The 25,996-nt window shown below is 60.5% G+C and carries 14 protein-coding genes; 6 read left to right on the forward strand and 8 right to left on the reverse strand.

Annotation, left to right across the window (positions count from 1 at the left end; genetic code table 11):
* The first annotated feature begins 129 nt into the window (after nucleotides 1–129).
* The 5 genes from V6617_RS12065 (at nucleotide 130) to V6617_RS12085 (ending at nucleotide 13,291) form a co-directional block, all read left to right on the forward strand.
* Nucleotides 130–7,242, forward strand: coding sequence for a peroxidase family protein (locus tag V6617_RS12065; RefSeq protein WP_338607209.1), 7,113 nt, complete (start codon nucleotides 130–132; stop codon nucleotides 7,240–7,242).
* Nucleotides 7,243–7,347: 105 nt separating this feature from the next.
* Nucleotides 7,348–9,111: a type I secretion system permease/ATPase gene (locus V6617_RS12070; RefSeq protein WP_422394780.1), complete on the forward strand. Its 1,764-nt coding sequence runs from the start codon at nucleotides 7,348–7,350 to the stop codon at nucleotides 9,109–9,111.
* A 2-nt stretch (nucleotides 9,112–9,113) separates the two neighbouring features.
* Nucleotides 9,114–11,090, forward strand: a complete 1,977-nt coding sequence (locus tag V6617_RS12075; protein WP_338607210.1) for a cadherin-like domain-containing protein — start codon at nucleotides 9,114–9,116, stop codon at nucleotides 11,088–11,090.
* A gap of 25 nt (nucleotides 11,091–11,115) precedes the next feature.
* Nucleotides 11,116–12,453 (forward strand): HlyD family type I secretion periplasmic adaptor subunit, encoded by a 1,338-nt coding sequence (locus V6617_RS12080; RefSeq protein ID WP_338607211.1) that lies wholly within the window; start codon nucleotides 11,116–11,118, stop codon nucleotides 12,451–12,453.
* 217 nt (nucleotides 12,454–12,670) lie between these two features.
* Nucleotides 12,671–13,291 carry a response regulator transcription factor gene (locus tag V6617_RS12085; protein ID WP_338610711.1) on the forward strand — a complete coding sequence of 207 codons (621 nt, stop codon included), beginning with the start codon at nucleotides 12,671–12,673 and terminating at the stop codon, nucleotides 13,289–13,291.
* Nucleotides 13,292–13,455: 164 nt separating this feature from the next.
* Here V6617_RS12085 and V6617_RS12090 read toward each other — a convergent pair whose 3' ends face one another.
* The 5 genes from V6617_RS12090 to V6617_RS12110 form a co-directional block, all read right to left on the reverse strand.
* A complete protein-coding gene (locus V6617_RS12090; RefSeq protein ID WP_338607212.1) occupies nucleotides 13,456–13,629 on the reverse strand; it encodes a hypothetical protein in 174 nt (57 codons plus the stop codon).
* Between the two features lie 73 nt (nucleotides 13,630–13,702).
* On the reverse strand, nucleotides 13,703–15,541 hold the full coding sequence (locus V6617_RS12095; protein WP_338607213.1) for a glycosyltransferase family 2 protein: 1,839 nt from the start codon (nucleotides 15,539–15,541) through the stop codon (nucleotides 13,703–13,705).
* Between the two features lie 2 nt (nucleotides 15,542–15,543).
* Nucleotides 15,544–17,199 (reverse strand): hypothetical protein, encoded by a 1,656-nt coding sequence (locus V6617_RS12100; RefSeq protein WP_338607214.1) that lies wholly within the window; start codon nucleotides 17,197–17,199, stop codon nucleotides 15,544–15,546.
* A complete protein-coding gene (locus tag V6617_RS12105; protein ID WP_338607215.1) occupies nucleotides 17,196–18,416 on the reverse strand; it encodes an NAD-dependent epimerase/dehydratase family protein in 1,221 nt (406 codons plus the stop codon). The genes V6617_RS12100 and V6617_RS12105 overlap by 4 nt, the downstream gene beginning before the upstream one ends.
* Before the next feature lie 266 nt (nucleotides 18,417–18,682).
* Nucleotides 18,683–20,179, reverse strand: coding sequence for an MDR family MFS transporter (locus tag V6617_RS12110; RefSeq protein WP_338607216.1), 1,497 nt, complete (start codon nucleotides 20,177–20,179; stop codon nucleotides 18,683–18,685).
* Between the two features lie 268 nt (nucleotides 20,180–20,447).
* On the opposite strand from V6617_RS12110, the gene ggt reads away from it, so the two are divergent.
* Nucleotides 20,448–22,178, forward strand: coding sequence for a gamma-glutamyltransferase (gene ggt / locus V6617_RS12115; RefSeq protein ID WP_338607217.1), 1,731 nt, complete (start codon nucleotides 20,448–20,450; stop codon nucleotides 22,176–22,178).
* A gap of 190 nt (nucleotides 22,179–22,368) precedes the next feature.
* On the opposite strand, the gene V6617_RS12120 is transcribed toward ggt, so the two are convergent.
* The 3 genes from V6617_RS12120 to V6617_RS12130 all read right to left on the reverse strand — a co-directional run bounded on the left by V6617_RS12120 (nucleotide 22,369) and on the right by V6617_RS12130 (nucleotide 25,884).
* Nucleotides 22,369–23,169 carry an IclR family transcriptional regulator gene (locus V6617_RS12120; RefSeq protein ID WP_338607218.1) on the reverse strand — a complete coding sequence of 267 codons (801 nt, stop codon included), beginning with the start codon at nucleotides 23,167–23,169 and terminating at the stop codon, nucleotides 22,369–22,371.
* A 243-nt stretch (nucleotides 23,170–23,412) separates the two neighbouring features.
* Nucleotides 23,413–24,705 carry a saccharopine dehydrogenase family protein gene (locus tag V6617_RS12125; protein WP_338607219.1) on the reverse strand — a complete coding sequence of 431 codons (1,293 nt, stop codon included), beginning with the start codon at nucleotides 24,703–24,705 and terminating at the stop codon, nucleotides 23,413–23,415.
* Nucleotides 24,706–24,777: 72 nt separating this feature from the next.
* Nucleotides 24,778–25,884 (reverse strand): carboxynorspermidine decarboxylase, encoded by a 1,107-nt coding sequence (locus V6617_RS12130; RefSeq protein WP_338607220.1) that lies wholly within the window; start codon nucleotides 25,882–25,884, stop codon nucleotides 24,778–24,780.
* Between the last annotated feature and the right edge of the window lie 112 nt (nucleotides 25,885–25,996).

Here is a 25,996-nt window from a genome sequence, read left to right on the forward strand (position 1 = left end):
TTTCGGACCTAAGCCCCCCTACTCCGTCAGACCATCTGTCATTACCTAAGGCCGCCATTTCAGCGAACATCCAGTCCAAGATGAACAATTTGGGCGTGGTGCAACCACGACAAAGGACAGGGGACTGAAATGGCTAAGCTCGATCGGAACGACCTCGACTTCATTCTCAAACAAATCAAGATCGCCGAAGAACATTCGGCGCTGATCGAACAAGGTGTCGATCCGCGCGAAGCCCTTGAGCAACTGGTCTCAAGCCCGTTGCTGCCCTTCGGGCTCCGTACGGTTGATGGCAGCTTCAACAATTTCCAGCCCGACATGATCCAGTTCGGTGCGGGCGACGAAGCCATGACACGGCTGTTGACACCCGATTACAATCCGGCCGAAGCCAACCCGCGCACCGGCCAGCCCACCAGCTATGAGCAGTTCGACGGCTCGGTTTACGACAGTCAGCCGCGCGTCATTTCCAATATCATTACCGATCAATCGATCGACAACCCTGCCGCCATAACCGCAGCTCTCGCCTCGGTCGGCATCACTGGGGCCGAGGCCCTGCAGATCACAGGCTCGGTCATGGCGCTGCGCGCCGAGGCCCTCGCGCTGCGCGCCGCCATCGGCGATGCGCAAGCCGATGCGCAAGCGGCGTACGATGCCGCAGACGCGGCGCTCACGGCCGCGATTACGGCCCAGACAGACGCGCTGGCGGCTTACGATCAGGCCGTCGCAGATCACGCCGCTGCGCAGTCTGGTGCCGACGGTGCCGGCGCCGCGCTGACATCGGCCATCGCCGCGCGGGACGCCCATCTTCCCACGGTGACCTCGGCCCAAGCCGATGCGGCCGCCAAGCTTGCTACGATGCAGACCGCCCAAACAATGGCGGCGACCACCCAGGACGCGGTAACGCTGGCTGCTGCGCAGCTTGCATCCGCCCAGGCGATCGAGGCTGCGGCCTTGGCGACATTCCAGGCCGATCCCACGGTGGCCAACGCCAACGCCTATGCCGCGGCAGTCGACGTCCGCGAAGATGCGGCCTTGGCCCATGGACTGGCTGTCGAGGCCGACGAGGACGCCGATGCTGCCCTGCTTGAGGCACAGGCCGAGCACACGGCGGCAGTAAATGCGGTGCAGGATGCACTTACAGAGCTTCAGCAGCTCGAGGCGGATGTGGATCTGGCCGAGGCCAATGCGCAATCGGTCCAGGCGCAGCTCGATCTGGCCAATACAGCCCTTCAGGCCGCCACCGAGACTCTCGAACAGGCAGATGAAGCCGTGGCGGCCGCAACCGCCGCACGCGACGCTGTTCCCCTTGGCGAAGCAGCAACCGCAGCCGCCAAGGCCGCCGCCGATGCGGCCGATGCCGCCACGATTGCCGAATTGACCGAACACGGCGTCAGCATGGATGAGGCCAACGTGTTCATCAAGAACATCGCCGCCGACCTGGGCGACACAGCCTCCTTCAATGGCTTCATGACGATCTTCGGCCAGTTCTTCGATCATGGCCTCGACCTCACCGCCAAGGGTGGATCGGGCACGGTTTACATTCCGTTGCATCCCGATGACCCGCTCTACGATCCGGAAAGTTTTACCAATTTCATGGTTCTGACCCGCGCCACCAACGAGCCGGGCGCCGATGGAATTGTGGGCACCGAGGATGACGTCCGCGACCACCGCAACGAAACCACACCATGGACCGATCTCAATCAGGTCTATACCTCAAACCCGTCGCACCAGGTTTTCCTGCGCGAGTATGTCATGGTCGATGGAAAGCCTGTCGCAACCGGTCTCATGCTCGAGGGCGAAGCGGGTGGACCGCCGACCTGGGCCGATATCAAGGAGCAGGCCCGTGAAATGCTGGGTATCGCGCTCGATGACCTCAACGTTCACAGCGTTCCCCTGCTCGCCACCGATCTCTATGGTGAATTCCTGCGCGGGGCCAACGGGTTACCCCAGATCGTAACGGCGAACGGCCTGGTCGAAGGCAATCTTGATGCACCCATCGACGCGCTGGACAGCCTGAGCGCCGGACGGGCCTTCCTCAACGACATCGCGCACAACGCGGTGCCGGGATCCTATACGGTCAGCCAGGGCGCTGGCGGCACCGTCACCGGCATCAAGACAGCTGATCCCGATGATGAGATCGGCAACGAGATCATTCCTAACATGTTTGGCGGCAACGCCACATATGACGACGAATTGCTTGACAAGCATTTCATCGTCGGCGACGGGCGGGGCAATGAAAACATCGTGCTGACTGCAGTGCACACGATGTTCCATGGCGAGCACAATCGCCAGGTCGATGCCATCAAGGCCAGCGTGATTGCAGAAGGCGATCTTGCCTTCCTCAACGAGTGGCTGCTTGTCGAAGTTACCGAAGTTCCGGCCGATCTTTCGTCGCTCGTCTGGGATGGCGAGAGACTTTTCCAGGCCTCGCGGTTCTCGACCGAAATGGTCTACCAGCACCTTGTGTTTGAAGAGTTCGTCCGGGCGATCGCACCGCAGATCGATCCCTTCGTGTTCTCCAACAGCGTCGAGATCGATGCGGCCATCTATGAGGAGTTTGCCCAGGTCGTTTACCGTTTCGGCCACTCGATGCTCGCAGAGAACGTCGAGATGCTCAAATTCGCCGGTGGCGCCGCATCGCCCGAAGAGATGAGCCTGATCGACGCCTTCCTCAACCCGATGGCCTTTGCCGAAGCGGGAGCCTCCGCCGAAGAAGCTGCGGGTGCGATCCTGCGGGGTATGACCCGTCAGGCCGGCAACGAAATCGACGAATTCATGACCGGCGCGCTGCGCAACAATCTTGTCGGCCTGCCACTCGATCTGGCAGCACTCAATATTGCCCGCGCACGGGAAACCGGCATTCCATCGCTCAATGAAGCGCGGCGTCAGATCTATTCGCAGACCAATGACTCCTATCTCAAGCCCTATTCAAGCTGGGCCGACTATGCCCAGAACATCAAGAATCCCCTCTCGATCGTCAATTTCATCGCCGCATACGGCACCCATACGTCCATTCTTGAGGCGACGACGGCCGAGGAGAAGCGTGATGCCGCATGGGCGCTGGTGTTCGGCGAAGAAGGCGCGCCGGCCGATCGGCTGGACTTCCTCAATTCCACGGGAGCATGGGCGACCCAGGAAACCGGCCTCAATGCCGTCGATTTCTGGATCGGGGGCCTGGCCGAAGCGCTGATGCCGTTTGGCGGAATGCTCGGCTCGACCTTCACGTTCGTGTTCGAACTGCAGATCCAGAACCTGCAGAACGGGGACCGCTTCTACTATCTCAGCCGCACCCAGGGCCTCAATCTGCTGACCGAACTGGAAAGCGACAGTTTTGCCGACCTGATCCGGCGTAACACGGACACCGAAGATACGGGCCTGCATATCAATGGCTCCGCCTTCCAGACGGCCGATTACGTCATCGAAATGGACCAGTCCAAGCAATACAACGAGGGGCTGGGCACGGCCGATCCGACGCGCGAAACCGACGTCATCTCGGCCGTTACAGGTACCGATTCCCTGGTCGTTCGCCGTGATCTCGACAATGACGGCGATATCGACTTCATCCAGTACACCGGCGGAGAACACGTCGTTATCGGCGGCACCAATGAGGACGATTCGATCATCGGTGGGGCCGGCGACGACACCATCTGGGGTGAAGGCGGCAACGACACCATCGAGGGCGGATATGGCGTCGACCACATCCATGGCGGTGACGGCGACGACATCATCACTGACAGCGGCACCGATATCGGCGATGCCGATGTGATCAAGGGTGAAGGTGGCGATGACGTCATCAATGGCGGCATGGGTCTCGACCTGATCTTTGGCGGCGATGGCCAGGACGTTCTCTCCGGCGGCTCTGAAGACAAGGCCATTTTCGGGGGCCAGGGTGACGATTTCATCCGCTCCGCGTCCGGCGGCGGCGGGGTGATCTTTGGCAACGAGGGCAGCGACTGGATGGAAGGTCAGGGCAATATGAACACCCTGTCCGGGGACAATTCCGAATTGTTCTTCAATTCGCGCGTCATCGGTCACGACATCATGCTCTCGGGCGAAAACGATACCGATTTCGATGCCGAATCCGGCGACGACATCATGGTTCAGGGCATCGGCATCAACCGCAGCAACGGCATGGCGGGCTTTGACTGGACAACGTTCCAGGACAACAACTACGCCGCCGATGCGGACATGAACGTGTCGATCTTCGTCAACCAGCAGAACAACATCCTTCGCGATCGCTACGATCTGGTCGAAGGACTTTCGGGCTGGGACCATGATGACAAGCTCACCGGACGCGAAGTGGTGACCGGGGCTTATGACGCCTTTGGCAATGCCGCCCAGGTCGACCCGGACGCCCCGATCGAAAGCTTCTCCAACGCATTGCTGGAAAAGAACCTGCACCTCATCGACGGGCTGGCCGATCTTGTCGCCCATCTCGAACGCTTCGAGGTCTGGAACCCCCACAATCTCGACATACCCACCGACGAAGAGGCCGATGACGGGGCTGTGCCCACTGTGATCGACCCGAACGGCCTCCATGAGACCGCAGTCATGGACACATCGGACGGCTCGGACATTCTGCTTGGCGGTGGTGGCTCGGATGAAATCCGCGGCATGGCGGGCAACGACATCATCGATGGCGATAAATGGCTCAGCGTTCGGATCGCCATCAGCGACGAAAACGGCGTCGAGTTCGCAACGGCTTCGCGGCTTACGGGTCAGGTTCATGATCTGACCGGCAATGTACTCTTTGAAGGGCAGACGCTGGAATCCCTTCTCTTTTCCCGCGAGATCCGTCCCTCGCAGCTGGAGGCCAAACGGGAAATTCTCGACGGCGGACAGCAGGGCGACATCGATACGGCCGTCTATTGGGACGTTCTCGAGAACTACGAGATCACCCGCAACGACGACGGCAGCATAACCGTCGACCATGTGGAACAGACCGCAGGGGCCATCGATCCGGCCTCGGGCCGCAACCTCGAAGCCGAAGGCACCGACCGTCTGTTCAACATCGAACAACTGCGATTTGCGGACGGCACCTTCACCATCGACCAGTTGCTGCCACCGCCCAACAGCCCGGCAACCGGCTTGCCGGTCATCAGCGACACGACCCCGACCGAAGGTCAGGTTCTCACTGTCGATACCTCATCGATCGCAGATGCCAACGGGCTGGGAGCGCTGAGCTATCAATGGCAGGTCTCGGACGATGGCGGCACCAGCTGGCAGAACATCTCCGCCGTCGTCGGGGGAACGTCGGCGCAATTTGCTCCCAATAACGGCCTGTTCGGACTGGGTGGCCAAGTCGGAGACATTCTCCGCGTCCAGGTCAGCTTCACCGACGCTCTGGGCAATCCCGAAGTGCTGGTGTCGCAAGCGACGGCGGTTGTCGGCGAGGACTGGGACGGCACGCCGCTGTTCAACAACACCTTCGATGGCACGGCGGGCGACGATATCGCCGATGGCGTCAATCCGCAGAACTTCGGGTTCTTTACTTTGGGTGGCAACGACACCCTCAATGGCAATGGCGGCAATGATGTGCTCAACGGCCTCGGTGGCAATGATGCCATCAACGGCGGTGCCGGAGACGACATCATCAATGGTGGTGCTGGTACCGATACCATCACCCAGACCAGCACGGACGGTCGCGACCGCATCAACGGCGGTGCCGGGACGGACAATTATGTCCTGAACGGTGTCGCGGGTTCAGAAACCTTCCGCATCTATGCGGTAACCGGTGCGCAGAACGCGGCCATAGCCGCAGCGCTGTCCACTTCGCTGGGCGTCTCGTTCGCAGCGGGAACAGAAATCGTCGTAACCCGGACCGTTGGCGGGGTCGAAACGCTTATCGCCGAACTCGACAACATCGAAGAAGTCCGGGTCAACACTCTCAATGTCACCGTAGACAACAACAATGGCGGGCTCGACACGGGGGGCAATGGCGGCGACACCATCGAGGTAGTGGGCAATTTCAACCCGACCAGCCTCGACTTCAGCACCATCACGATCGATGGCATGGCCGGAAACGACATTGTCGATATCACCTCTCTTCAGTCCGAGCACCGCATCGTCTTCCGGTCCAACGGGGGCAATGACACCATCGTGGGCGCACTGCGGCCCCAGGACGTCATCGAACTGCCCGAAGGGACAACCGAGCACACATCATCAACCGCGGATGGCGTCACCACGATCAGCTTCGGCGAAAACACCGTCACCTTTGCAACGCCGACAGATGGTGATCCGGAGGTACGCACGGCAACGGGCCATGAGGATGCAGAAGAAGACGACCATAGCGACGACGACTGCAATTCCGACGACGATGACGCCATCCAGACCCCCGATGCCGGAACACCGCCGACTGCTGCGGGACCAATTGTCGGCAGCGCTTCTGCGGACGTGCTCGTCGGCACGATGGGCAAGGATCTGATCTTTGGCCTGGGCGGCGTCGACTATATCGTCGCTGGCACCGATGCCGACACCATCCGCGGCGATGAGGGCGACGATTTCATCTACGCCGAAGAAGGACGAGACGTGGTCTTTGCCGGTGACGACGACGACGATGTGTTCGGCGGCGGCGGCGATGACGCCCTCTATGGCGAGGATGGAGACGATTGGATCTCAGGCGACGCCGGCCACGACATGCTCGATGGCGGCATGGGCGACGACACCGTGTTTGGCGGCGGCGGCACTGACATGTTCATCGCCAGAAATGGTGACGGCGACGACCACTACGATGGCGGCGCCGGCTCGGATACGCTGGACATGGGTTCGATGACGGGCAATCTCAGCGTTGACCTGGGAACCGGGACCGGTGGCCGCGGCAGCGTTGTCGGCACCAACTCGGGCACCGATACCCTCTATGGCATCGAGAATGTGACAACGGGTTCGGGCAGCGACACGATCACCGCCAGCACGGCCGTCAACGTGATGGACGGCGGATCGGGTGAAGACATCTTCGTCTTCAGCTCCATTGCCGCGGCAGACGGTGACACCATTGTGGGCTTCGAGGCCGGCGACCGGCTCGACCTCTCTGGAATAGACGCGAATGGTGGCCTCGCCGGGGTACAGAGCTTCACGCTGGTTTCTGGCCAGGCCAGTGCTCCTGGACAGCTGACCGTCAGTCATGAAAGCCGCGAAGACGGCGACTTCACAATCGTCTCAGGCAACACCGGCGGCGATGAGGACCCCGAATTCCGGATCGAGCTGACCGGAAATCACGCGCTCACGGCCTCGGACTTCAACATCTAGCACGTCCCTGTCCGGGGTGGGATCACCCGCCCCGGACACAGCAACCAATGCCGGGCCGCGTTGCTGATCGAAAAGCAGCGGCTCCATCAAGAAGGGGGAATTGCGATGGCCAAGTCCAAAGCCGACAACCAACTCGCCGAGCATCGCGGAGACGACATGCTCAAGAGCCGATTCAAGGGCATCGGCGTTTTCGTGTTCTGGATATCGGGCATAATCAACGTCTTGGCGTTGACCGGCTCGTTCTACATGCTTCAGATCTATGACCGGGCGTTGACGAGCGGTTCGATACCAACCCTTGTCGCTTTGTCGGTGCTTGCCATCGGGCTGTACCTCTTTCAAGGCGTGTTCGACGCCATCCGCAGCCAGATTCTCGTGCGCATGGGCGCCCGGTTCGACAAGATGCTGGCGCCGATAGCCCACAAGGTGAGCGTGGACATGCCCCGCTTCGGCTTTTCCACGTCCGAAGCCCTCGAACGCGGGCGTGATGTCGATACGGTCCGCAGTTTCATGGGCACGCAGGGGCCCGGCGCACTGTTCGACCTGCCCTGGGTGCCGCTCTATCTGGTCTTTGTATATTTCCTCCATCCCATGCTGGGCAACGTGACGCTTGGCGGCATCGTCTTTCTGGCCCTCCTCACCGCGCTGACTGAACTCAAATCGCGCAAACTCACCCGAACGGCGCAACAGGCGGCCGTCACGCGCAACACCATTGCCGATTCCAACGCCCGCAATGCAGATGTCATCAGGGCGATGGGATTTTCCGGGCGTGCGGTGGCACGCTTCAATGCGGCCAACGACCAGCATCTGGACCTTCAGACCCGGGCGAGCGATGTCGTTGGGACCTTCAGCGCCTTCTCGCGGGTGGCGCGCATGCTGCTGCAATCGGCCCTTTTGGGGCTCGGCGCCTATTTCACCATCCAGGGGCAGATGTCGGCCGGCGCCATCATCGCCGTTTCGGTTGCGTCCGGACGAGCGCTGGCGCCCATCGACATGACCATCGGCAACTGGAAGGGCATCGTTGCCGCGCGCCAGGCGTTCGGCCGGCTGCGCGACACCATGATCGCGCTCGATACGGCGGACAAGCCTCTTAATCTGCCAGCCCCATCGATGGCGCTTTCGGTCGAAAAGATCACCGTAGCCGCCCCGACCACCGGCCAGATCCTGCTCTCGGAGGTCTCGTTTAACATCCAGGCCGGACAAGCACTCGGCATTATCGGCCCCAGCGGCGGTGGTAAATCCACTCTGGCCAAGGCCATCGTGGGCATCTGGCCGACCCTGCGCGGCGGCGTTCGCATCGACGGCGCGGAACTGGGCCAGTGGGATGAAGAAGTTCTCGGACACCAGATCGGCTACCTACCCCAGGAAGTGTCGTTGCTCGATGGCACGGTGTTTGAAAATATCTCGCGCTTCGCCCCCGAACGCGATTCCATGGCCATCGTCGAGGCAGCACAGGCCGCCGGCGTGCACGATATGATCGTACGCCTTGCCGACGGCTACGATACCCAACTCGGCCCTATGGGCACCGCCCTTTCGGCCGGCCAGCGCCAACGGATCGGGCTGGCACGCGCGCTCTACGGCAAACCGTTCATGGTCGTGCTCGATGAGCCCAACGCCTTCCTCGATGCCGAGGGCGAAGCCGCGCTCAACACTGCTGTGCGCAGCGTACGCGAACGCGGTGGCATCGCCATCGTCATCGCGCATCGACCAAGTGTGCTGGCCGAAGTCGGGCTCGTTGCCGTCATTCAGAACGGCAAGCTCTCCAATTTTGGTGCCAAGGAGAAAGTGATCGGCGGGCCACGCGCTGTCCGGACCGACGAACCGGCCTCCGATCCTGTCAGGGCCACGCAACCTCTCAAAACGGCGGGTTGATCATGACAATCGAGGTCAAGGGAACACGATCGGAAACACAGGCCCAGCCGCCTTCGGAAAAATTCGATTTCTTCAATCCAAAGCGGCGCCTGACAATGCTCCCGGTTCATGCCGGGGCCGTCATCATCATGATGGCACTCTATGTCCGCAGCTTTTTCGACACCGCGGTGACAAGGAGCGCAGCGGAACCCTCTGGGGCAAAAAACAAACCCGAACCGGAGCCCGATGAGCACAGAATGCGGGAACACGCCAACGAGCGTGACCACTCGGATCGGGATGGATCTTCGCGGGCCGGGCGGGTCGCTGATTTCGGCAAGGACGACTCCAGTCACACGATCGACTGGTCGCCCAACGTCCTGCTCGCAGACACAACCACACCGTTCCAGTTCACTCAATTTTCATTCGAGATTGCCGGACTTTCAGCATTTCCGTCAGCCTACGGCATCGTGTCGTCCAACGATAACCGGCAGACGCAATCGCCCGGTAATGTGGTCCCATTTCCAACCGCTGCCGGTCCCGGAAGCGATCGGAACGAGCCCGGCGACGAGAACACCGACCCGCCCGAGGCCACAAAGCCCAATCGCGCCCCGAGGCTCGACGGCCCCGTGCGGCTCAACGATGTCTTTGCCGGTCAGGCTGTCCTGTTCAGTCTCTACCACCTGCTTTGGGGGGCAACCGATCCCGACGGAGATCAGCTCGCCGTCGGAGATGTCAGTGCAGATGCCCTCTCGCTCGAGGCCGTCGAGGGTGGTTGGCGCGTGACGACCGAGGCTGGCATGCTTGGCCCGGTGACGCTGACCTATTCCATCACGGATGGTGAAGCCGTGGTCTGGCAAACGGCCCGTTTCGATATCGTGCGCAAGACCCAGACCCTTACGCCGGGCAATGATCTTTTTGTCGGATCCCCTTTCGACGATGACATCGACGCCCTGGCCGGTGACGACATCATCGACGCCATGGGCGGCAATGATCTTGTGGTCGGGGGCTCCGGCCATGATCACATCATGGCCGGAGCGGGCGATGACGTTCTATATGGCGGAACGGGCAACGATATGATGTTCGGCGGCGAGGGCGACGACATCCTTTACGGCGGCCATGGCGCCGACCGTCTTTTCGGCGATCAGGGCGACGACACCCTCTATGGCGAAGACGGCGACGATTATCTCGACGGCGGCGAGGGCGACGATATTCTCGAAGGCGGCGCCGGGCACGATTTTCTTTCCGGCGGCACGGGCCACGACGTCCTCGTCGGAGGGGCCGGCAACGATCGTTTGCACGGAAATGACGGTGATGACTTGCTCGATGCGGGCACCGGCAATGACCGCCTCGAAGGCGGCATCGGAAACGATGTCCTGCGCGCAGGCGCGGGCGATGACGTTGTCGAGGCCGGCCAAGGCAACGATGTCGTTATCGGAGGGGCCGGAGACGACACCAATGCCGGTGGTGAGGGCTATGATGTCCTCGATTATTCCGAAAGCGCCGAAGACCTGCTTATTCACACAGGAACGGGCCAGGCGAGTGGCGATTCCATCGGCGACGATGAGTTCAACGGCTTTGAGGAAATTACCGGAGGAGCCGGCGACGATCTGTTCGTGATCACCGGATCGGCGCATGTGCTATCCGGTGGTCGCGGTCGGGATACGTTCGTTTTCGAGGTTACCGACGACAGCCCCATCATGAGCGACGATCTGGTTCATGACATTTTGGATTTCGTTGTCGGCGATCGGGTGCGGGTGCGTGATTACGACATCAGCCGGGACGTCCGCGCCACAGAGCGTGACATGTTCCGCACGGTCTATGGCGATGATGACGACAACTGGTTGCGCTCGGAGTTCCCGCTGCTCGTCACCCACGACCAGGTCGATGGAACCGACGTGACGGTCGTGGCAGCCGACATCAATGGAGATGCGGTCATGGACTTCACCCTCAACATTTTCGGTCTTCATCTCAACTACGCCAACGACACCCTTTCGGCATGAGTAACGCGTACCCAGGAGCCAGATCATGAGTGCCATCGAAATCGCCAACCTCAATCATCGGCGCGCCAGAAGCGGCGCTGACGACAAGCGCTACTCGTTCAGGGGTCGGGTGGTGTTCGCTACCATCTTCGGCGTTCTTCTCATTGGCGGGGTCGGTGGCTGGGCGGCTACCGCCCCGCTCTCGAGCGCTGTCATCGGGGTCGGCACCGTTCTCGTCGATCAGGACATCAAGCTCGTCCAGCATCCCGATGGGGGCGTAGTCAAATCCATTGCCGTCCGCGAGGGTGACTTCGTCACCGAGGGGCAGGTGCTTGTCCGCCTCGATGACGCGCAGATCCGCGCCGAGCGCACAATCCTTCAAGGACAGTTGTCGGAACTCGAGGTACGCCGCGCGCGCCTTTTTGCGGAGGCCAACAGTACGCCCGACATGACGCTTTCTGAAGAATTGCTGACCGCCTTTCCCGCCGTCGCCCAAATCTTTGAAGGCGAGCAACAGGTCTTTACGGGCAATCTGGCGCGCCACCAGTCTCAGCGTGAGCAACTGGCTCTCCAGATCGATCAGCTCAACCAGGAGATCGAAGGCCTCGAATTCCAGGTCACCGCCACCCGTTCGGAACTCGAACTTGCCCGCGCCGAACTCGACCGATTCCGTCGACTGGCCGAAAACAACCTTGTCGAAACGGCGCGGGTCTCCGCCGCCGAACGGGACGTGGTCAGGCTTCAGGGACAAACAGGTGACCTCAATACGTCCATTGCCCGGGCGCGCGTGCGGATCGCCGATGTCGAACTTCAGATTCTCGATCTCGATGGCACGCGTCAGACCGAAGCCCAGCGCGAATTGCGCGCCGTAGAGGCCCAGATCGCCGAAGTCGAGGAGCGCCTGGGAGCCGCCGAAGCCCAGTTTGCGCGCACGGAAATTCTTGCAACCGCAACAGGCGTGGTCAACGAACTCAACATCGCAACCATCGGCGGCGTTATCTCCCCCGCCGAGCGCATTGCGACGATAGTGCCCGAGGATGCCGATCTTACCATCGAGTTCCGCGTGGCGCTCAACGACATCGACCAGATCCATGTCGATCAGCCGGCGACACTGCGCTTCAGTGCCTTCAATCACCGCACAACGCCCGAAGTCGAAGGCACGGTCACCAGGATATCCGCCGCCGCCCAGCAGGACACCCAGACCGGCGAAAGCTTTTACGTCGCCCAGGTCCATGCCCAGGACCCCGAAGTGGCGCTCGGTGCAGGCCAGCTCGTACCCGGCATGCCGGTAGAAGTTTTCGTCGAAACCGAGCGACAGACAGCGCTTGCTTACTTCCTCAAGCCGTTCACCGATCAGGTCACACGCGCCTTCCGGGAAGAGTAAGACAATCAAGTTTTGATTTTTGTCAAAAAGGCCTAGTCCAAGGTCCAGATTAATTTTCGATAATTAATCAACTTTCAAGGAACAGGTCTCCGGTTGCTTATTTACTGTTTGTTTACGGTCAAATATAGTTTTCTATATGAGGAGGGGCAGAAAAAACCAAGGGGGAGCGGTGATGACACATCGTCTAAAGCTGGCATTTGCGGATGATCACCCGGCAATGTTGCGCGGACTTGTTTCCGTGTTTGAAGACTATGCCGAATATGAGGTGATCGCGACCGCCGTCACAGCAGACGACGCGCTCGAAATCGTGAAACTGCAGGCGCCGGACGTCATCTTCCTGGATCTGTCGATGCCGGGGGATGTTTTCGGAACCATCAAGTCGATAGCAAGCGGGCACCCGCAAACCAAGGTCATCATCTATACGGCTTTCTCCAGCACGGAGTCGGCAGTCAAGGCGATGGACATGGGCGCTATCGGTTTTGTGCTCAAGGGCGGCCCCATGGCCGAGCTCACAGAAGCGCTTCGGTCCGCGGTTTCCAGCGATTTGTATATCAGCCGACAGTTCGCATCCAGCGTGCTCACCGGCCTGCGCGAACGCAGCAAGCGGCGTGAGATCAACGACGCCGTTCGGCTAAACCTTCGCGAAAAGCAGATCGTCGCCCATCTTTTCGAAGCGCAAACCAACAAGGAAATCGCTCGTCACCTCAATCTGAGCGAGAAGACGATCAAGCACTACATGTCCAGCCTCATGCAAAAGCTAAAGGCCCGCAATCGCGTGGAAGTCGTGATCGCCGCCCGCCGCCAACAAGAGGCCCAAAGCCCCAGCGCCACGCAGTAAGGCCTTTGTTTCTATCTGGGTTGGTCGCCCGACACCTGCCGCCTGTTCATTCGGTCGGAGACCTCGAGCCGTTCAGGATTTGCTTGAATCAAATCCTCGGCTCTAACCCCTTGTTTTGTCGCGTGTCCGAACCGCAAAACCGTGCCACTTTTGCTGGACACGCTCTAGAACGCGTGCCGCAGGAGGGGAACGGGATCGATTTCGGGAAAGAACGCCGTCTCGAACCGCTCGACAGGTGCAAGGCAGGGATCTGATCCTGCATTGCCGGCAAGCGCTGCGTGCAGCGTGAAGGGCGGCAGCAGGAAGACGAAAAGAAATGCCCAAAGGGGGTAGCGCATGGCACCGGTTCTCCGGCTTTATCCAACGGGATGAAGCGGAAACATCATGACCCCTGGTGAACCAACGGGCGCTTTAAGAAGTCGGTTGCATTTTATCTTGTGTTGCAGATGGAGGCGGGAGCAGGAGCGCACCTTCATGTGACGCCGTCTGGCTGAAGGCGATCGAGAGTACGGATTCGAGCGTCAGATAGGATCTTACCAGCCTGAACACCACATATTCGGGCAACCCGATCAGTGCGCCGATCCGGCCATTGGCCAGAGCCGCAAAAGCCGCCATAAGCGCTGGGGCACCCAGAACGACAGCGACAACCGCCTGAATGGTCAGCGGGCTGAGGGGGTTGAACCCAGTGAAATAGTAGAGCACGCCAAAGATCACCAACGGCACCGTCATGGCCCGGCGGCCTGAATTGAGCAGCATGAAGGGCAAGATGATCTTGCCACGCACCGAGGGCATCCAGCCGTCCAGGTAATCGCGGTTGCGCGAAGAGACATGGTAGACCGAGCGGAACCAGCGCATGCGCTGCTCGCGCAGATGCTTCCAGCTTGCGGGCACCTCGGAAACATAGGTCACGGTCGGGTCGCCGACGATGCGAAAGCCCATCTCGCCGATGCGCAACGACATGTCGGTGTCCTCCCCGTTCATGCCGCCGGTAAAACCCCCGGCGTCGCGCACGGCCTCTGTCCGATAAACGGCAAACATGCCCGGCACACCGACAATGGCGTCAACCGCTCCGTGCGCCACCTGATAATAGCCGTGCTTGAGCAGCGTTTCGAGATTACGGGCCCTATCGAACTTGCCGGTCCCCGGAGCAATCGGCAGTCCTCCCACCACACCGACATCGCCGCGCCAGAAATGGCGCACCGCGCGCCAAACCGCAGCAGGGGAAACCTGGGTATCGGCATCGATACGGATGACGATTTCGGTGGCGGTCAGGCCGATACCCGCATTGAGCGCATTCGACTTGCCTGGCACCGGCACGTCCACCACCCGCCCGTGCAGGTGCGGCATCTCCGCAAAGGTTCGCGCTGCCATTTGGGCGGTCCCGTCAGTCGAGCAGTTATCGAGCACCAACACATGCACGGCGCCGTCATATTGGGCGGCCGCTTTCTCAAGCGCGGCCAGCGTGTGCGGCAGGATGTGGGCTTCGTTGTGGGCAGGAATGATGACTGTCACCGGCGGACAATATTTGGGCCTGCGCCGTATCAAGGCGCGGATCGTCCCGAGTACGTAAAGCAGGAAGAACAGCACCGGCAGGAACAAGAAGACCCCCGGTCCCGTCCCTCCCAGCAGCGCGACGGAGCGAAGATCGCCCACCAGAGGCAGATCAAGCGTGTCGATCCACAGCGAAACTGCAATCGCCGCCCCCACGGCCAGCACGATCATGACGAACGAGGTCGCCTTGAAGCGCGCACTGAAGGGCGCGAAAGGAGCTCTGCGGGGCATCGTTCCCTGGTCGAGCAGGCGGATCGAAAAGATATAAAAGCCGAACAGCCCGGAGAGAATTTCAACCACATGGATCGAATAGACGAAGCCGGTCAGTCGATAGGCCGCTATGTTGATGAGATCGAATGCAGCGCAAACAACGATGTAATAGAGCGTGACTTCCAGGAAAAAACGGAGCCGCTGGGGTGCTCTGGCGCCAACCACAGCCGAAAAGGCGACGATGAACGAAACGATAAAAATGCGTAGGGGAATGGAGTGGGTGCCCAGATAGGGCGAGAACACAACGTCGCCATTGGGGAAAAACGTGGCAAACGGTTCGGCGCTGACAACGGCCAGCAAAGTCGCGGCCATCGCAGTGAAAATCAGCAACAGGCTCGGCGCCGCCCAGACGGATAGCGGCCGCGTCAGTTTTGCCGGCGCGCTGTCCACCGACCAATAGTCGTGATCCCGTGAAGCGCGCTGCAGCATGGTCAGAGGTCGATCAGAATGACCGCTGCGTTGTCATCCAAACGTTCGATCAGCGCAGCGGCGCGCGGGTCGGCAATCGCGATCAGGATTGGGTCCCTGTCCCCATCGGGTACCGCCAGCCAGATCGTGTGCGCACCGGCCCCGAACTCTCCGGCAAGACGCAGCGCCGATCTCAGGCCATCGGCTGTGGTGATTTCGATGCTGGCGGTCGCGGTATCGCGTTCCGTGCCAAACACAGCGTCGCTCCCGGCCGGCAGGAAGCGTCCCAGCATCGCAGCGGCAGTGCGCGCTTCGCCGCGCGTCAGCGGGGTCGTCACACCGAGCCCGATGGCCGGTTCTGCGGCCAGCGCACGCACCATTTGCGGCCAGCCGCCAGTGGGCTGGACACCTTGCGGGGTCAGGCGCGAGGTGGGCAGCAATTGGGCCTGGGCATCGGGGCCGACCCGGCAAATGGAATCATTGGGGGTGGTGTCGATAAGTTCGACAAGAATGGTGTTCGACAGGGTCTGGATACCGGACGGCAATGTCACATCGAGAGAAATGGTATCGCCCTGCCCGTTAAAGCGCCCGGTCTCGAGCAGATTGCCATTGAGCGAAACGCGCACCACCCAGTCATTGCCTGGAGCAAGCGTCGACGTCTTGAGCTCAAGGGCAAAGCGCCGTGGCATCAGGCCGCCGGGCAGATCGGCAAGGGCGTAAGGGATTGTCCAGCGCCGCGAGCCGCGGAAATTCTTGAGCAGGGTTTCGGCCGAGAGCTTGTCGACGGTTACTGGCCATGCGTCGGGCACGGGCCGTATCGCTGCCGGCATGCGCGCCGCAAGCACCCCTTCGATCCCCGCTTCCCCAGCTATCGCTACATGGCCCTCGGCGTCGAGCGCGAGAGCTGGCTGGGTGCCTTGTGCCATGACGATGTCGGGCACTGTGTCATTGGCGGCAAACCGCACTTCCATACCCTTGCGGGCGAAATCCTGCCGCGCCCAGATCGCCAGCGCCTGTGTGCCTGTCTCGGCTCCCAGGTCCAGCCAAGCGGGATCGGACATCGTGGCAATCCTGACAGCCCTTGTATCGACCGGGTCGTCGGTCAACAGGGCCAGCCCGCTGTCATCGCTCAGGGTGACCGCCGCGCCTGAATTGGCGGCATCCGCCGGGCATATCTGTCCCGTGCTGGTCGTACCGCGTCCCTCGAATGTCACGACCACGACATCGGACAGCAAATCGTTCTGTTCGAGGGCGATTTCGACTTCGTGACGTGACTGTCCCGGATCGAGCACCACTTCGCCCCGGCGTACGCCATCGACGTTGATGGTCATGCGCCCGTCGCCTTGCATGCCCAATTGCACATCAAAAGCGAGGCGAAGCGCGCCGGCAGTAAAATTGACGCCGGCGGGCAAAGCAAAGCGGATTTCGGTCGAATCGGGAAAGCCGGCCAATCCGATCCATTGATCGGCTCGGGGGCGAGGAATCCAGATTTCGGTGGCGGACTCCTGCTCGGCCGATTCGGGTTCCGCGACCGATAATTCCAGCTGCGGCAGTGCCGCTGTGTCGACGGCCGAGGTTAGCCGGCCCAGCACATCGCTATCGCGCGTATAAGCCACCGCGAGGCCGACGATCATGAAGCTCAGAACTGCGATAAACAGCAGCCGCAGAAGGTCTTTCATCGCTGGGCGATTTGCGGTGCGTCGAGCTGCGAGATTTCACGCTCGGCCCGGCCGGACCACAGCGCCGTTGCCGGAATCGTGTTGAGATTGGCCCGCTCGATAAAGCGCAGGGCAATATCGACGGTCTCGGTCAGCAACGCATCGCGCAACAGGATCGGCTCGAGGCCCAGGTTTTTCAGCGTTGCGTTGGAGACGACCAGATCGTTTTCGGCCGCCTCGCCGCGCGGATTATCGACATATTCGATGTCCGCCCCGGTGAGTTCGGAAACCAGTTCGGCAAGATCGCGCACGCGGCGGGTTTCAGCGACCTGATTGATGATACGGACCTGCTCGCCGGCAGCGGGCGGATTGGCCAGCGCCAGGGCAATGCAGCGTACGGTGTCCTGAATGTTGATGAAGGCACGGGTCTGCCCGCCCGTCCCATGGACGGTCAGCGCATGGCCGGCGGCGGCCTGCATCAGAAAGCGATTGAGTACGGTACCGAAATCGCCGTCATAGTCGAAGCGGTTGATGAGTGCGGGAGCGAGGCGGGTTTCTTCGGTCTGGGTGCCCCAGACGATGCCCTGATGCAGATCGGTGATCCGCAAATGGTCATTGCCGGCATAGAACTGAAACATCAACTGATCCATGGACTTGGTCAGGTGATAAATGCTGCCCGGCTTGGTGGGATAGAGGATCTTGCGTGGATAGCGGGCGCCATCGGGGCCATCGATCGTGACGTCGAGATAGCCTTCGGGAATTTCCAGCCCATCGCCCCCGTAACCATAGACCCCCATCGTCCCGAGATGGACAAGGTGGGTGTCGAGGCCCAATTCGGCCATCGCCGCCAGCAAATTGTGGGTGCCGTTTACATTGTTGTCGACAGTATAGGCCTTGTGCGCGGCGTCACGCATCGAATAGGGCGCGGCACGCTGCTCGGCGAAATGCACGATTGCATCGGGCCTTACCGAGGCCAGCAAGCGGCGGAGTTCGGGATAGTCTTGAGCGATGTCGAGTTCGACGACGTCGATATCGTGCCCGCTGACATCTTTCCAGGTGTTCAAACGTTCATCGATGCTGGCGATCGGTGTCAGACTCGGTGCATCAAGTTCTTTCGCAATAGTACGGCGCACGAAATTGTCGACGATGACGACTTCATATCCAAGAGCCGAAAGATGAAGCGAAGTCGGCCAGCCACAAAAGCCATCGCCACCGAGAACAAGAACCGTTTTGGACATAGAAGAGGCCTTCCTTCGCAAAGCCTTTCAACTCCGCGAACTGAAAATTCGTCTGACGGTTTCAGCTGTCCCCCAAGACTATTGGCTCGTGGCCAATGTACGCGCTTTTACAAAACCAGCCCCGTTGATAACCCTTACGCGATTTAACTCAAGTTGGGATTTTGTGAACGGTACGTTCTTGTAGCCAGTCAAATCGGCCAAAGTCGGCCAGAAAAAAGGCGCCACCCTGGGGCAGCGCCTTTTTTTCAAGTCCTGGTTTCTTCAGATCAGTGCCCGGGCACCGGCTCGGCGCCCATGGGCTGTGCCGGCGGGCGGCGAATGAAAAATGCCGCCACGATCGCAAACATCGAGATGATTGCGCCGCACAGGAACGCCAGTTGAATTCCCTGCGCCATGGCCGGGAGAGCCTCGGCGCCATCGGCGACCAGGTCGGCAGTACGCAAGGTCATAAGCGAAACGAACAATGCGATGCCTGCCGCGCCGGCGACTTGCTGGATGGTGCCGATCACCGCGCTGCCGTGGGAATAGAGATGCCGGGGCAGCGAACCCAGGCTTGAGGTGAACAGCGGGGTAAACATTAGCGCCAGCCCCAGGCTAAGCGTGATGTGAAGCCCGAGGATGAAATAGATCGACGTGAACTGATCCAGCGTCGTCATGCCCCAGAGCACCCCGCTCACCAATGTGGCTCCCGGTACGAGCAGCACTGTCGGCCCGAACCTGTCGAACAGACGGCCAACGAAGGGCGACATCAGGCCCATGACCAGACCGCCCGGCAGCAAGGTCAGCCCGGTCTGGGATGCATCGAGCCCCAGCACGTTTTGCATGTAGATGGGCAGCAGGATGAGTGAGCCGAACATGGCCATCATTGAAATGCCCATCATGATGACGCTGACCGTGAACACCGGCGTCGCGAAGGTCCGCAGGTCGAGCAGCGCTGCCTCGCGCTTTTGCAGCGCAAACTGACGCGCGATGAACAGGCCGAGCCCGATGACACCGACGACGACCGGCACCCATACAGGGAACACCGTCGCACCGCCGCCATGGGAGGCGTCACCGCCCAGGCTGCTCAAGCCATAAACCAGCCCGCCGAACCCCAATGCCGAAAGGATGATCGACAGCACGTCGAGCGGCGCCCTTGAGGGCGTCGTCACGTTCTGAATCCGGGTGGCACCGAGGGCCAGGGCGGCAAGCGCAATGGGCAGCACCAGGAAGAACATCCAGCGCCACTCGAGGTGCTCGAGAATGAAACCGCCAATGGTCGGCCCCAGGGCCGGCGCCACGGATATGACGATGGAGATATTGCCCATCGTGCGGCCCCGCGATTCAGGCGACACAAGGTTCATGACAGTGGTCATCAGCAGCGGCATCATGATCGCCGTGCCGCAGGCCTGAATGATGCGCCCCACCAGCAACACCTCAAAGCCCGGCGCCATGCCCGAAAGCAGAGTGCCGGCGCTAAACGCGGACATGGCCAGGATAAAGACCGGGCGCGTGTTCAGCCTTTGCAGCAGATAGCCAGTAATAGGAATGACCACCGCCATGGTCAGCATGAACGCCGAGGTCAACCATTGCGCCGCGCTGGCGCTGATCTCCAGGTCCACCATGAGATGGGGAATGGCCACGCTCATGATGGTTTCGTTGAGGATCACCACAAAGGCCGAAACCAGCAACAGGCCAATGACGAGCCTGTTGCGGGCTGTATTGTCGGGTTCGCCCAAAGGCGCTTGGGGCGCGGATGCGCCGTTCACATCGGTCGGTGACATTGGATATCTCTTAGTCTGGCGGGCCCGCCGCTCCAGCGTGCACGCAAAATTGGGCCGTGTTCCTTCAGCCCGTTGAAATGGAAAGTCAAGCCATCGGCTTTCACCCCCCTTATTCGCCGCGCGCATGACGAACGAATAACGCTTGCCCTCTCCCCCATATCGGCCTTCACTGAACGAGCTGCCCATCGGGCAGCCACACTGTCAGAACAGGGCCGCGGTGCCGACTTGGGGGAGTTGGAGCGACTCGAAACAAAGGATGAGGATTATCATGCATTTTCTACGTCACGGTGGAGCACTGTTTTCCGCCGCTCTCCTTTCGTCAGTACCCGTCTGGGCACAGGACGCTCCCCAACCAGAAGATACGACAGCCATTGCCGATAACGAATCCGTGATGGCAGAGGATTTCATGATCGCCTCGGCCCATCCGTTGGCCACACAGGCCGGTTACGATGTTCTCGCCGCTGGCGGTTCAGCGGCCGATGCAGCGGTCGCTGTCCAAACCATGCTCGGACTGGTCGAACCGCAAAGTTCAGGGCTGGGCGGCGGCGCGTTCCTGCTCTATTGGGACGCAGCAAGCGGCGAACTCACCACTTACGACGCCCGCGAAAAGGCGCCGCTGGCGGCCGATGGCGATTACTGGCTCGACGAGAATGGCGAACCCATGGCCTTCATGGACGCTGTGATCGGTGGGCGCTCGGCCGGAGTACCGGGCACACCGATGCTGCTCGAAACCCTCCATTCCGATCACGGCACCATGGATTGGGCCGAATTGCTCCAGCCCGCCATAGATACCGCCGAAAACGGCTTCACCGTGACCCAGCGCATGGCGGATTCGGTTGCCGGGGCAACCGGGCTCGATACGTTCGTAGAAGCATCCGAGTATTTCCTGCCCGGCGGCGAACCGATTGCCGAAGGCTCGACGCTGACCAACCAGGCGTACGCCGACACGCTCAAGCTCTACGCCGCCGAAGGCGCGGCGCCTTTTTATACCGGCGAGATCGCCGAGGACATCGTTGCGGCGCTCAACACCAACATCAATCCCGGGATCCTTACCATGGAGGATTTCGAGGCCTATGACGTGGTCATGCGCGATCCCGTCTGCATGGACTATCGTGGCTATGAAGTCTGCGGCATGGGCCCGCCGTCCTCGGGCGCGTTGACCGTCGGCCAGATCATGGGGATGCTCGAACCGTTCGACATTCCGGCTATGGAAGATGGCGTTGAATTCCGTCACCTGTTTGCCGAAGCCTCGCGTTTGGCCTTCGCCGATCGCGGGCTCTATCTGGGCGACAGCGACTTCGTCGATATTCCCGAAGGCTATCTCGATGATGCCTACCTGGCCGAACGCAGCGCGTTGATCGATGCGGAGACATCCATGGGCAGAGCATCCGCCGGCGTTCCTCCGGGATGGGACGAAGCCCTTTTGGCGTCCGATATCGAGCGCCCGCGCGCCGGGACTTCACATTTCGTCATCGTCGATGCCGATGGCAATGCGATTTCGGCGACAACGACAATCGAGAGCGGTTTCGGTAGCCGGGTGATGACACGCGGCTATCTGCTCAACAACGAGCTCACCGACTTTTCGTTCGCACCTGAGGCCGATGGCGCGCCCATCGCCAACAGGGTCGAACCTGGCAAGCGCCCGCGCTCTTCGATGGCCCCGACCATTGTTCTTGAAAACGATGTGCCGGTGCTCCTGACCGGTAGCCCCGGCGGGGCGGCGATTATCCACTATACGGCGCTTTCGCTGGTCTCACTGCTTGATTGGGACATGGATCCGCAGGAGGCAATCGATCTGCCGCACGTGACCAATTTCAATGGCGGCACCAATATCGAAGAGGGCGAGGGTTCTGCCGAACTGGCCGGCGGACTGGAAGCTCTGGGCCATGAGGTCAATATCACCAACCTCAACTCCGGCCTGCACGTCATCAAACTCACCGATGAGGGCCTGATCGGCGCCGCCGACAAGCGCCGCGAAGGCGTCGTGATGGGAGACTGATCCCTGTCAGCGCTGGCGGGCCCTGGTCCGCCAGCCGCTTTCGTCAGCCGCCTCTCCACGGGTCATCCCGAGGCCACAGACGGAGGCGAGGCAAAACGGTCAGTCAAAACCAAATGTCATTCTGTCATTTCGGCATTTATTGCCGGACCCAGCCAAGGCTTTGCCCCAAACAAATCCGGTCGCGTGTATATCACCGTCCCGGTGACTGCCCGCCCAGAGTAATTGTCAACTCCTTGGCCGCCTCGGCGATCAAGCGTCCAAGCACATGCAGACGTTCGTCACTGACGCGCACCGCAAGCCCTGAAATCGAAATGGCACACAGCGCTTCGGCCTGTGCGTTATAGACCACCGCCGCCGCGCATCGGAGCCCGGTCACGAACTCCTCATCGTCCAGCGCATAGCCGCGCTCGCGGATGGCAGCGATGTCGGCGTGCAACTGCACCGGCCGCGTTATCGATTTTTCCGTCACCTTGTGCAGACCGTGTCGTGAAATTGCCGCATCGATGTCGGCGTCGGGATAGCTGGCGAGGATCGCCTTGCCCATGCCTGAATTGACCACGGGCGCCCTGCCCCCGACCCTGGTAATGGCGCGCATAATTTCCCGGCTTTCCACCTGGGTCAGCACCACGACCTCCCCGTCATCAACTATGCCGAGATTGACCGTTTCGCGGGTCTGGTCGCGCAGGCGACGCAGAAGCGGCAAGGCTGGTGCCACGAAATTGCGCTGGCGCACGAACGCCGAGCCGACGGTGAACGCACCGCGTCCCACGTGCCACATGCCATCGGAGCGGTCGAACTGCACAAAGCGGCGCTGTTCGAGCGTTGTCAAAAGCCGGTGTACTGTGGAAACCGAAAGGCCGGTGCGCTTGGCAAGATCGGTCAGCCGGTAACCTTCCTCGTCCTCACCCAGAACTTCGAGGATGGACATGGCACGATCGATCGACTGCACGATGCCCGAGCGGGGCGGCGGGCTGGTTACCATTTCATTCATGGCCACGTCCTTTCCAGCATTTGCCTGCCTTTATCGCATCCACAATACCCGATGCCCCGACAATAGGCGTATTTTGCCCACCAACCAGTCACAAGCGGCGACACCCCCCATGCCCAACCGATCATTCGGCCGGGTGTCATAAGCGGCCTGCTCCTTCGCTCCAGCTGGGCAAAAGCACTTTGGTCCCTTCAAACCAAAAGGGCCCGCCGAAGCGAGCCCTTTCCGATCGTGCGTCTTGCAATGTCAGCGCTTGCTGGCAACCTTGCCGGCAATGGCCGCCGCAGGCGGCGTCCAACCATCGAAAGAGAGATCGCGTTCGCCCTTCTCGTCGCGGATCGAGGTCTGAAGCCCCATCTCGTTGAGCAGGCCCAGGAAGGGCTGCGGCGGCAGTTCCTCGACATTGACCATCTTGTGGCAATCCCATGTGCCCTTGGCGACAAGGATCGCAGCGGCCACCGGCGGAACGCCGGCCGTATAGGAAATGCCCTGGCTGCCCACCTCGTTGAACGCTTCCTTGTGGTCGGCGACGTTGTAGATGAAGACCTCGCGGTCCTCGCCGTCCTTCTTGCCCTTCACCAGGTCTCCGATGCAGGTCTTGCCCTCATAATTGGGCGCCAGCGATGACGGATCGGGCAGCACGGCCTTGACCACCTTGAGCGGCACCACTTCGAGCCCTTCGGCCGTTGTCACAGGCTGCTCGGAGAGCAGGCCGAGTGAATTGAGCACCGTAAAGACGTTGATGTAGTGCTCGCCGAACCCCATCCAGAAGCGGATATTGGGAACGTCGAGATTGCGTGACAGCGAATGGATCTCGTCATGGCCGGACAGGTAAGAGGTGTGCGAGCCCACGACCGGCAGATCGTCGGTGCGCGAAACCTCGAACATCTTGTCGGTCTGCCACTGGCTGTCCTGCCAGGAATAGACCACGCCGGTAAATTCGCGGAAGTTGATTTCCGGGTCGAAATTGGTGGCGAAATACTTGCCGTGCGACCCGGCGTTGATGTCGATGATATCGATTGAATCGACAGTGTCGAAATACTCGTCCACCGCCAGCGCCGCATAGGCATTGACGACACCGGGATCGAACCCGGCGCCCAGAATTGCCGTCACGCCGGCCTTCTCGCACCGCTCGCGCCGCTTCCATTCGTAATTGCCGTACCAGGGCGGCGTCTCACAAATCTTTTCGGGCTCTTCATGGATGGCCGTGTCGATATAGGCCACACCCGTTTGGATGCACGCCTCGAGCACGCTCATGTTGATGAAGGCGGAGCCGACATTGATGACGATCTGCGACCGTGTCTTGGCGATCAGCGCCTTGGTCGCGTCGATATCGAGCGCATCGAGACGATGGGCTTCTATAACACCGGGCTTTTTGAGGGACTTCTTTTCGAGCACGCTCGAAACGATGGCCTGGCATTTGTCCAGCGTGCGCGACGCGATATGGATGTCGCCCAGCACGTCATTTGCCATTGCAGCCTTATGGGCGACGACCTGCGCCACACCTCCAGCACCGATAATCAGCACGTTCTTTTTCAATTTTCACGAAACACCTTTTCAGAGGTTGAACCAAGCTACGCACGCTGTTCGAAATCGGGATCTCACCCCAGGTTACGACAGGCTCTGCGCGTAGTCCTCAAACGTGAACTCTTTTACGAGTTCCACTTGCCCGTCCAGGTGACGTACCGCGATAGACGGCATCTGGACCCCGTTGAACCAGTTCTTCTTGACCATGGTGTAACCGCCGGCATCGAGGAACGAGATGCGGTCCCCAGCCTTGAGTTCGGTCTCGAACTGGAACTCTCCAAAAATGTCTCCGGCAAGGCAAGTTTTGCCGCAGACAATATATGTGTAGGGCCCCGTATTGGGGGCTACATTCGTGTATTCGCTATAGGTCAGCAGATCGAGCATATGCGCTTCGGTCGACGAGTCAACGATAGCGACGTGCTTGCCGTTATAGACGACGTCCAGCACGGATACTTCGAGCGTGGTCGATCCGGTGACCGAGGCCTCGCCTGGCTCCAGATAGAGCTGGACACCAAAGCGCTCGCTCATTTCCCGCAGCCGCGCGGCGAGCTTGTCGATCGGATAATCGGGGTTTGTGAAACGGATTCCGCCGCCAAGACTAACCCATTCCAGATCATGCAGAATTTCGCCGTAACGGTCCTCGATGGTCTTGAGCAGCATATCAAGGCTGTCGTACTCATCGTTCTCACAGTTGAAGTGGAACATCACGCCCGAGATGCGGTCGAGCACGGGGTTGACCCGCTCCATGTCCCACTCGCCCAGCCGCGAAAACGGCCGCGCCGGATCGGCGAGGATGAAGTGAGAATGGGACACGCCCGGATTGAGCCGCAGCCCGATCGCCTTGCCCTGCGCCTTTGCCTTGTCGGCATAGCGCTCGAGCTGGTTGACCGAGTTGAAGATGATCTTGTCGCAGTTGTTGATCGCCTCATCGATCTCGTGGTCGGCCCAGGCCACCGAATAGGCGTGGGTCTCCCCGCCGAATTTTTCGCGGCCGAGCTTGACTTCATTGAGCGATGAGGAGGTCGTGCCGTCCATGTGTTCGCTCATGATGTCGAACACCGACCATGTCGCGAAAGCCTTGAGCGCAAGCACGCATTTGACGCCGGAAGCCTGACGCAAATACGATATTTTTTCCAGATTTCGGAGAAGTACCGATTTGTCGAGCAGATAGTAAGGTGTCTGTAGCGTCAATTCTTGCGTTCGAACCTCCTTGGTCCCCAAGGGTGGGGATGAAAGCGATCAGCCTTAAGGCCATAAAAAAATCCGCGCCGGACGACACGCGGAAGACGGCTCATTTAGCGAT

The sequence above is a fragment of the Pelagibacterium nitratireducens genome (assembly GCF_037044555.1).
In the GTDB taxonomy this organism is placed as follows: domain Bacteria; phylum Pseudomonadota; class Alphaproteobacteria; order Rhizobiales; family Devosiaceae; genus Pelagibacterium; species Pelagibacterium nitratireducens.

Coding starts and splice junctions, on each gene's coding strand:
- ggt (WP_338607217.1), top strand. CDS start 20,448: ATGCATTTTCTACGTCACGGTGGAGCACTGTTTTCCGCCGCTCTCCTT.
- V6617_RS12090 (WP_338607212.1), bottom strand. CDS start 13,629: ATGCGCTACCCCCTTTGGGCATTTCTTTTCGTCTTCCTGCTGCCGCCC.
- V6617_RS12095 (WP_338607213.1), bottom strand. CDS start 15,541: ATGCTGCAGCGCGCTTCACGGGATCACGACTATTGGTCGGTGGACAGC.
- V6617_RS12105 (WP_338607215.1), bottom strand. CDS start 18,416: ATGTCCAAAACGGTTCTTGTTCTCGGTGGCGATGGCTTTTGTGGCTGG.
- V6617_RS12070 (WP_422394780.1), top strand. CDS start 7,348: ATGGCCAAGTCCAAAGCCGACAACCAACTCGCCGAGCATCGCGGAGAC.
- V6617_RS12110 (WP_338607216.1), bottom strand. CDS start 20,179: ATGTCACCGACCGATGTGAACGGCGCATCCGCGCCCCAAGCGCCTTTG.
- V6617_RS12080 (WP_338607211.1), top strand. CDS start 11,116: ATGAGTGCCATCGAAATCGCCAACCTCAATCATCGGCGCGCCAGAAGC.
- V6617_RS12075 (WP_338607210.1), top strand. CDS start 9,114: ATGACAATCGAGGTCAAGGGAACACGATCGGAAACACAGGCCCAGCCG.
- V6617_RS12100 (WP_338607214.1), bottom strand. CDS start 17,199: ATGAAAGACCTTCTGCGGCTGCTGTTTATCGCAGTTCTGAGCTTCATG.
- V6617_RS12065 (WP_338607209.1), top strand. CDS start 130: ATGGCTAAGCTCGATCGGAACGACCTCGACTTCATTCTCAAACAAATC.
- V6617_RS12120 (WP_338607218.1), bottom strand. CDS start 23,169: ATGAATGAAATGGTAACCAGCCCGCCGCCCCGCTCGGGCATCGTGCAG.
- V6617_RS12085 (WP_338610711.1), top strand. CDS start 12,671: ATGTTGCGCGGACTTGTTTCCGTGTTTGAAGACTATGCCGAATATGAG.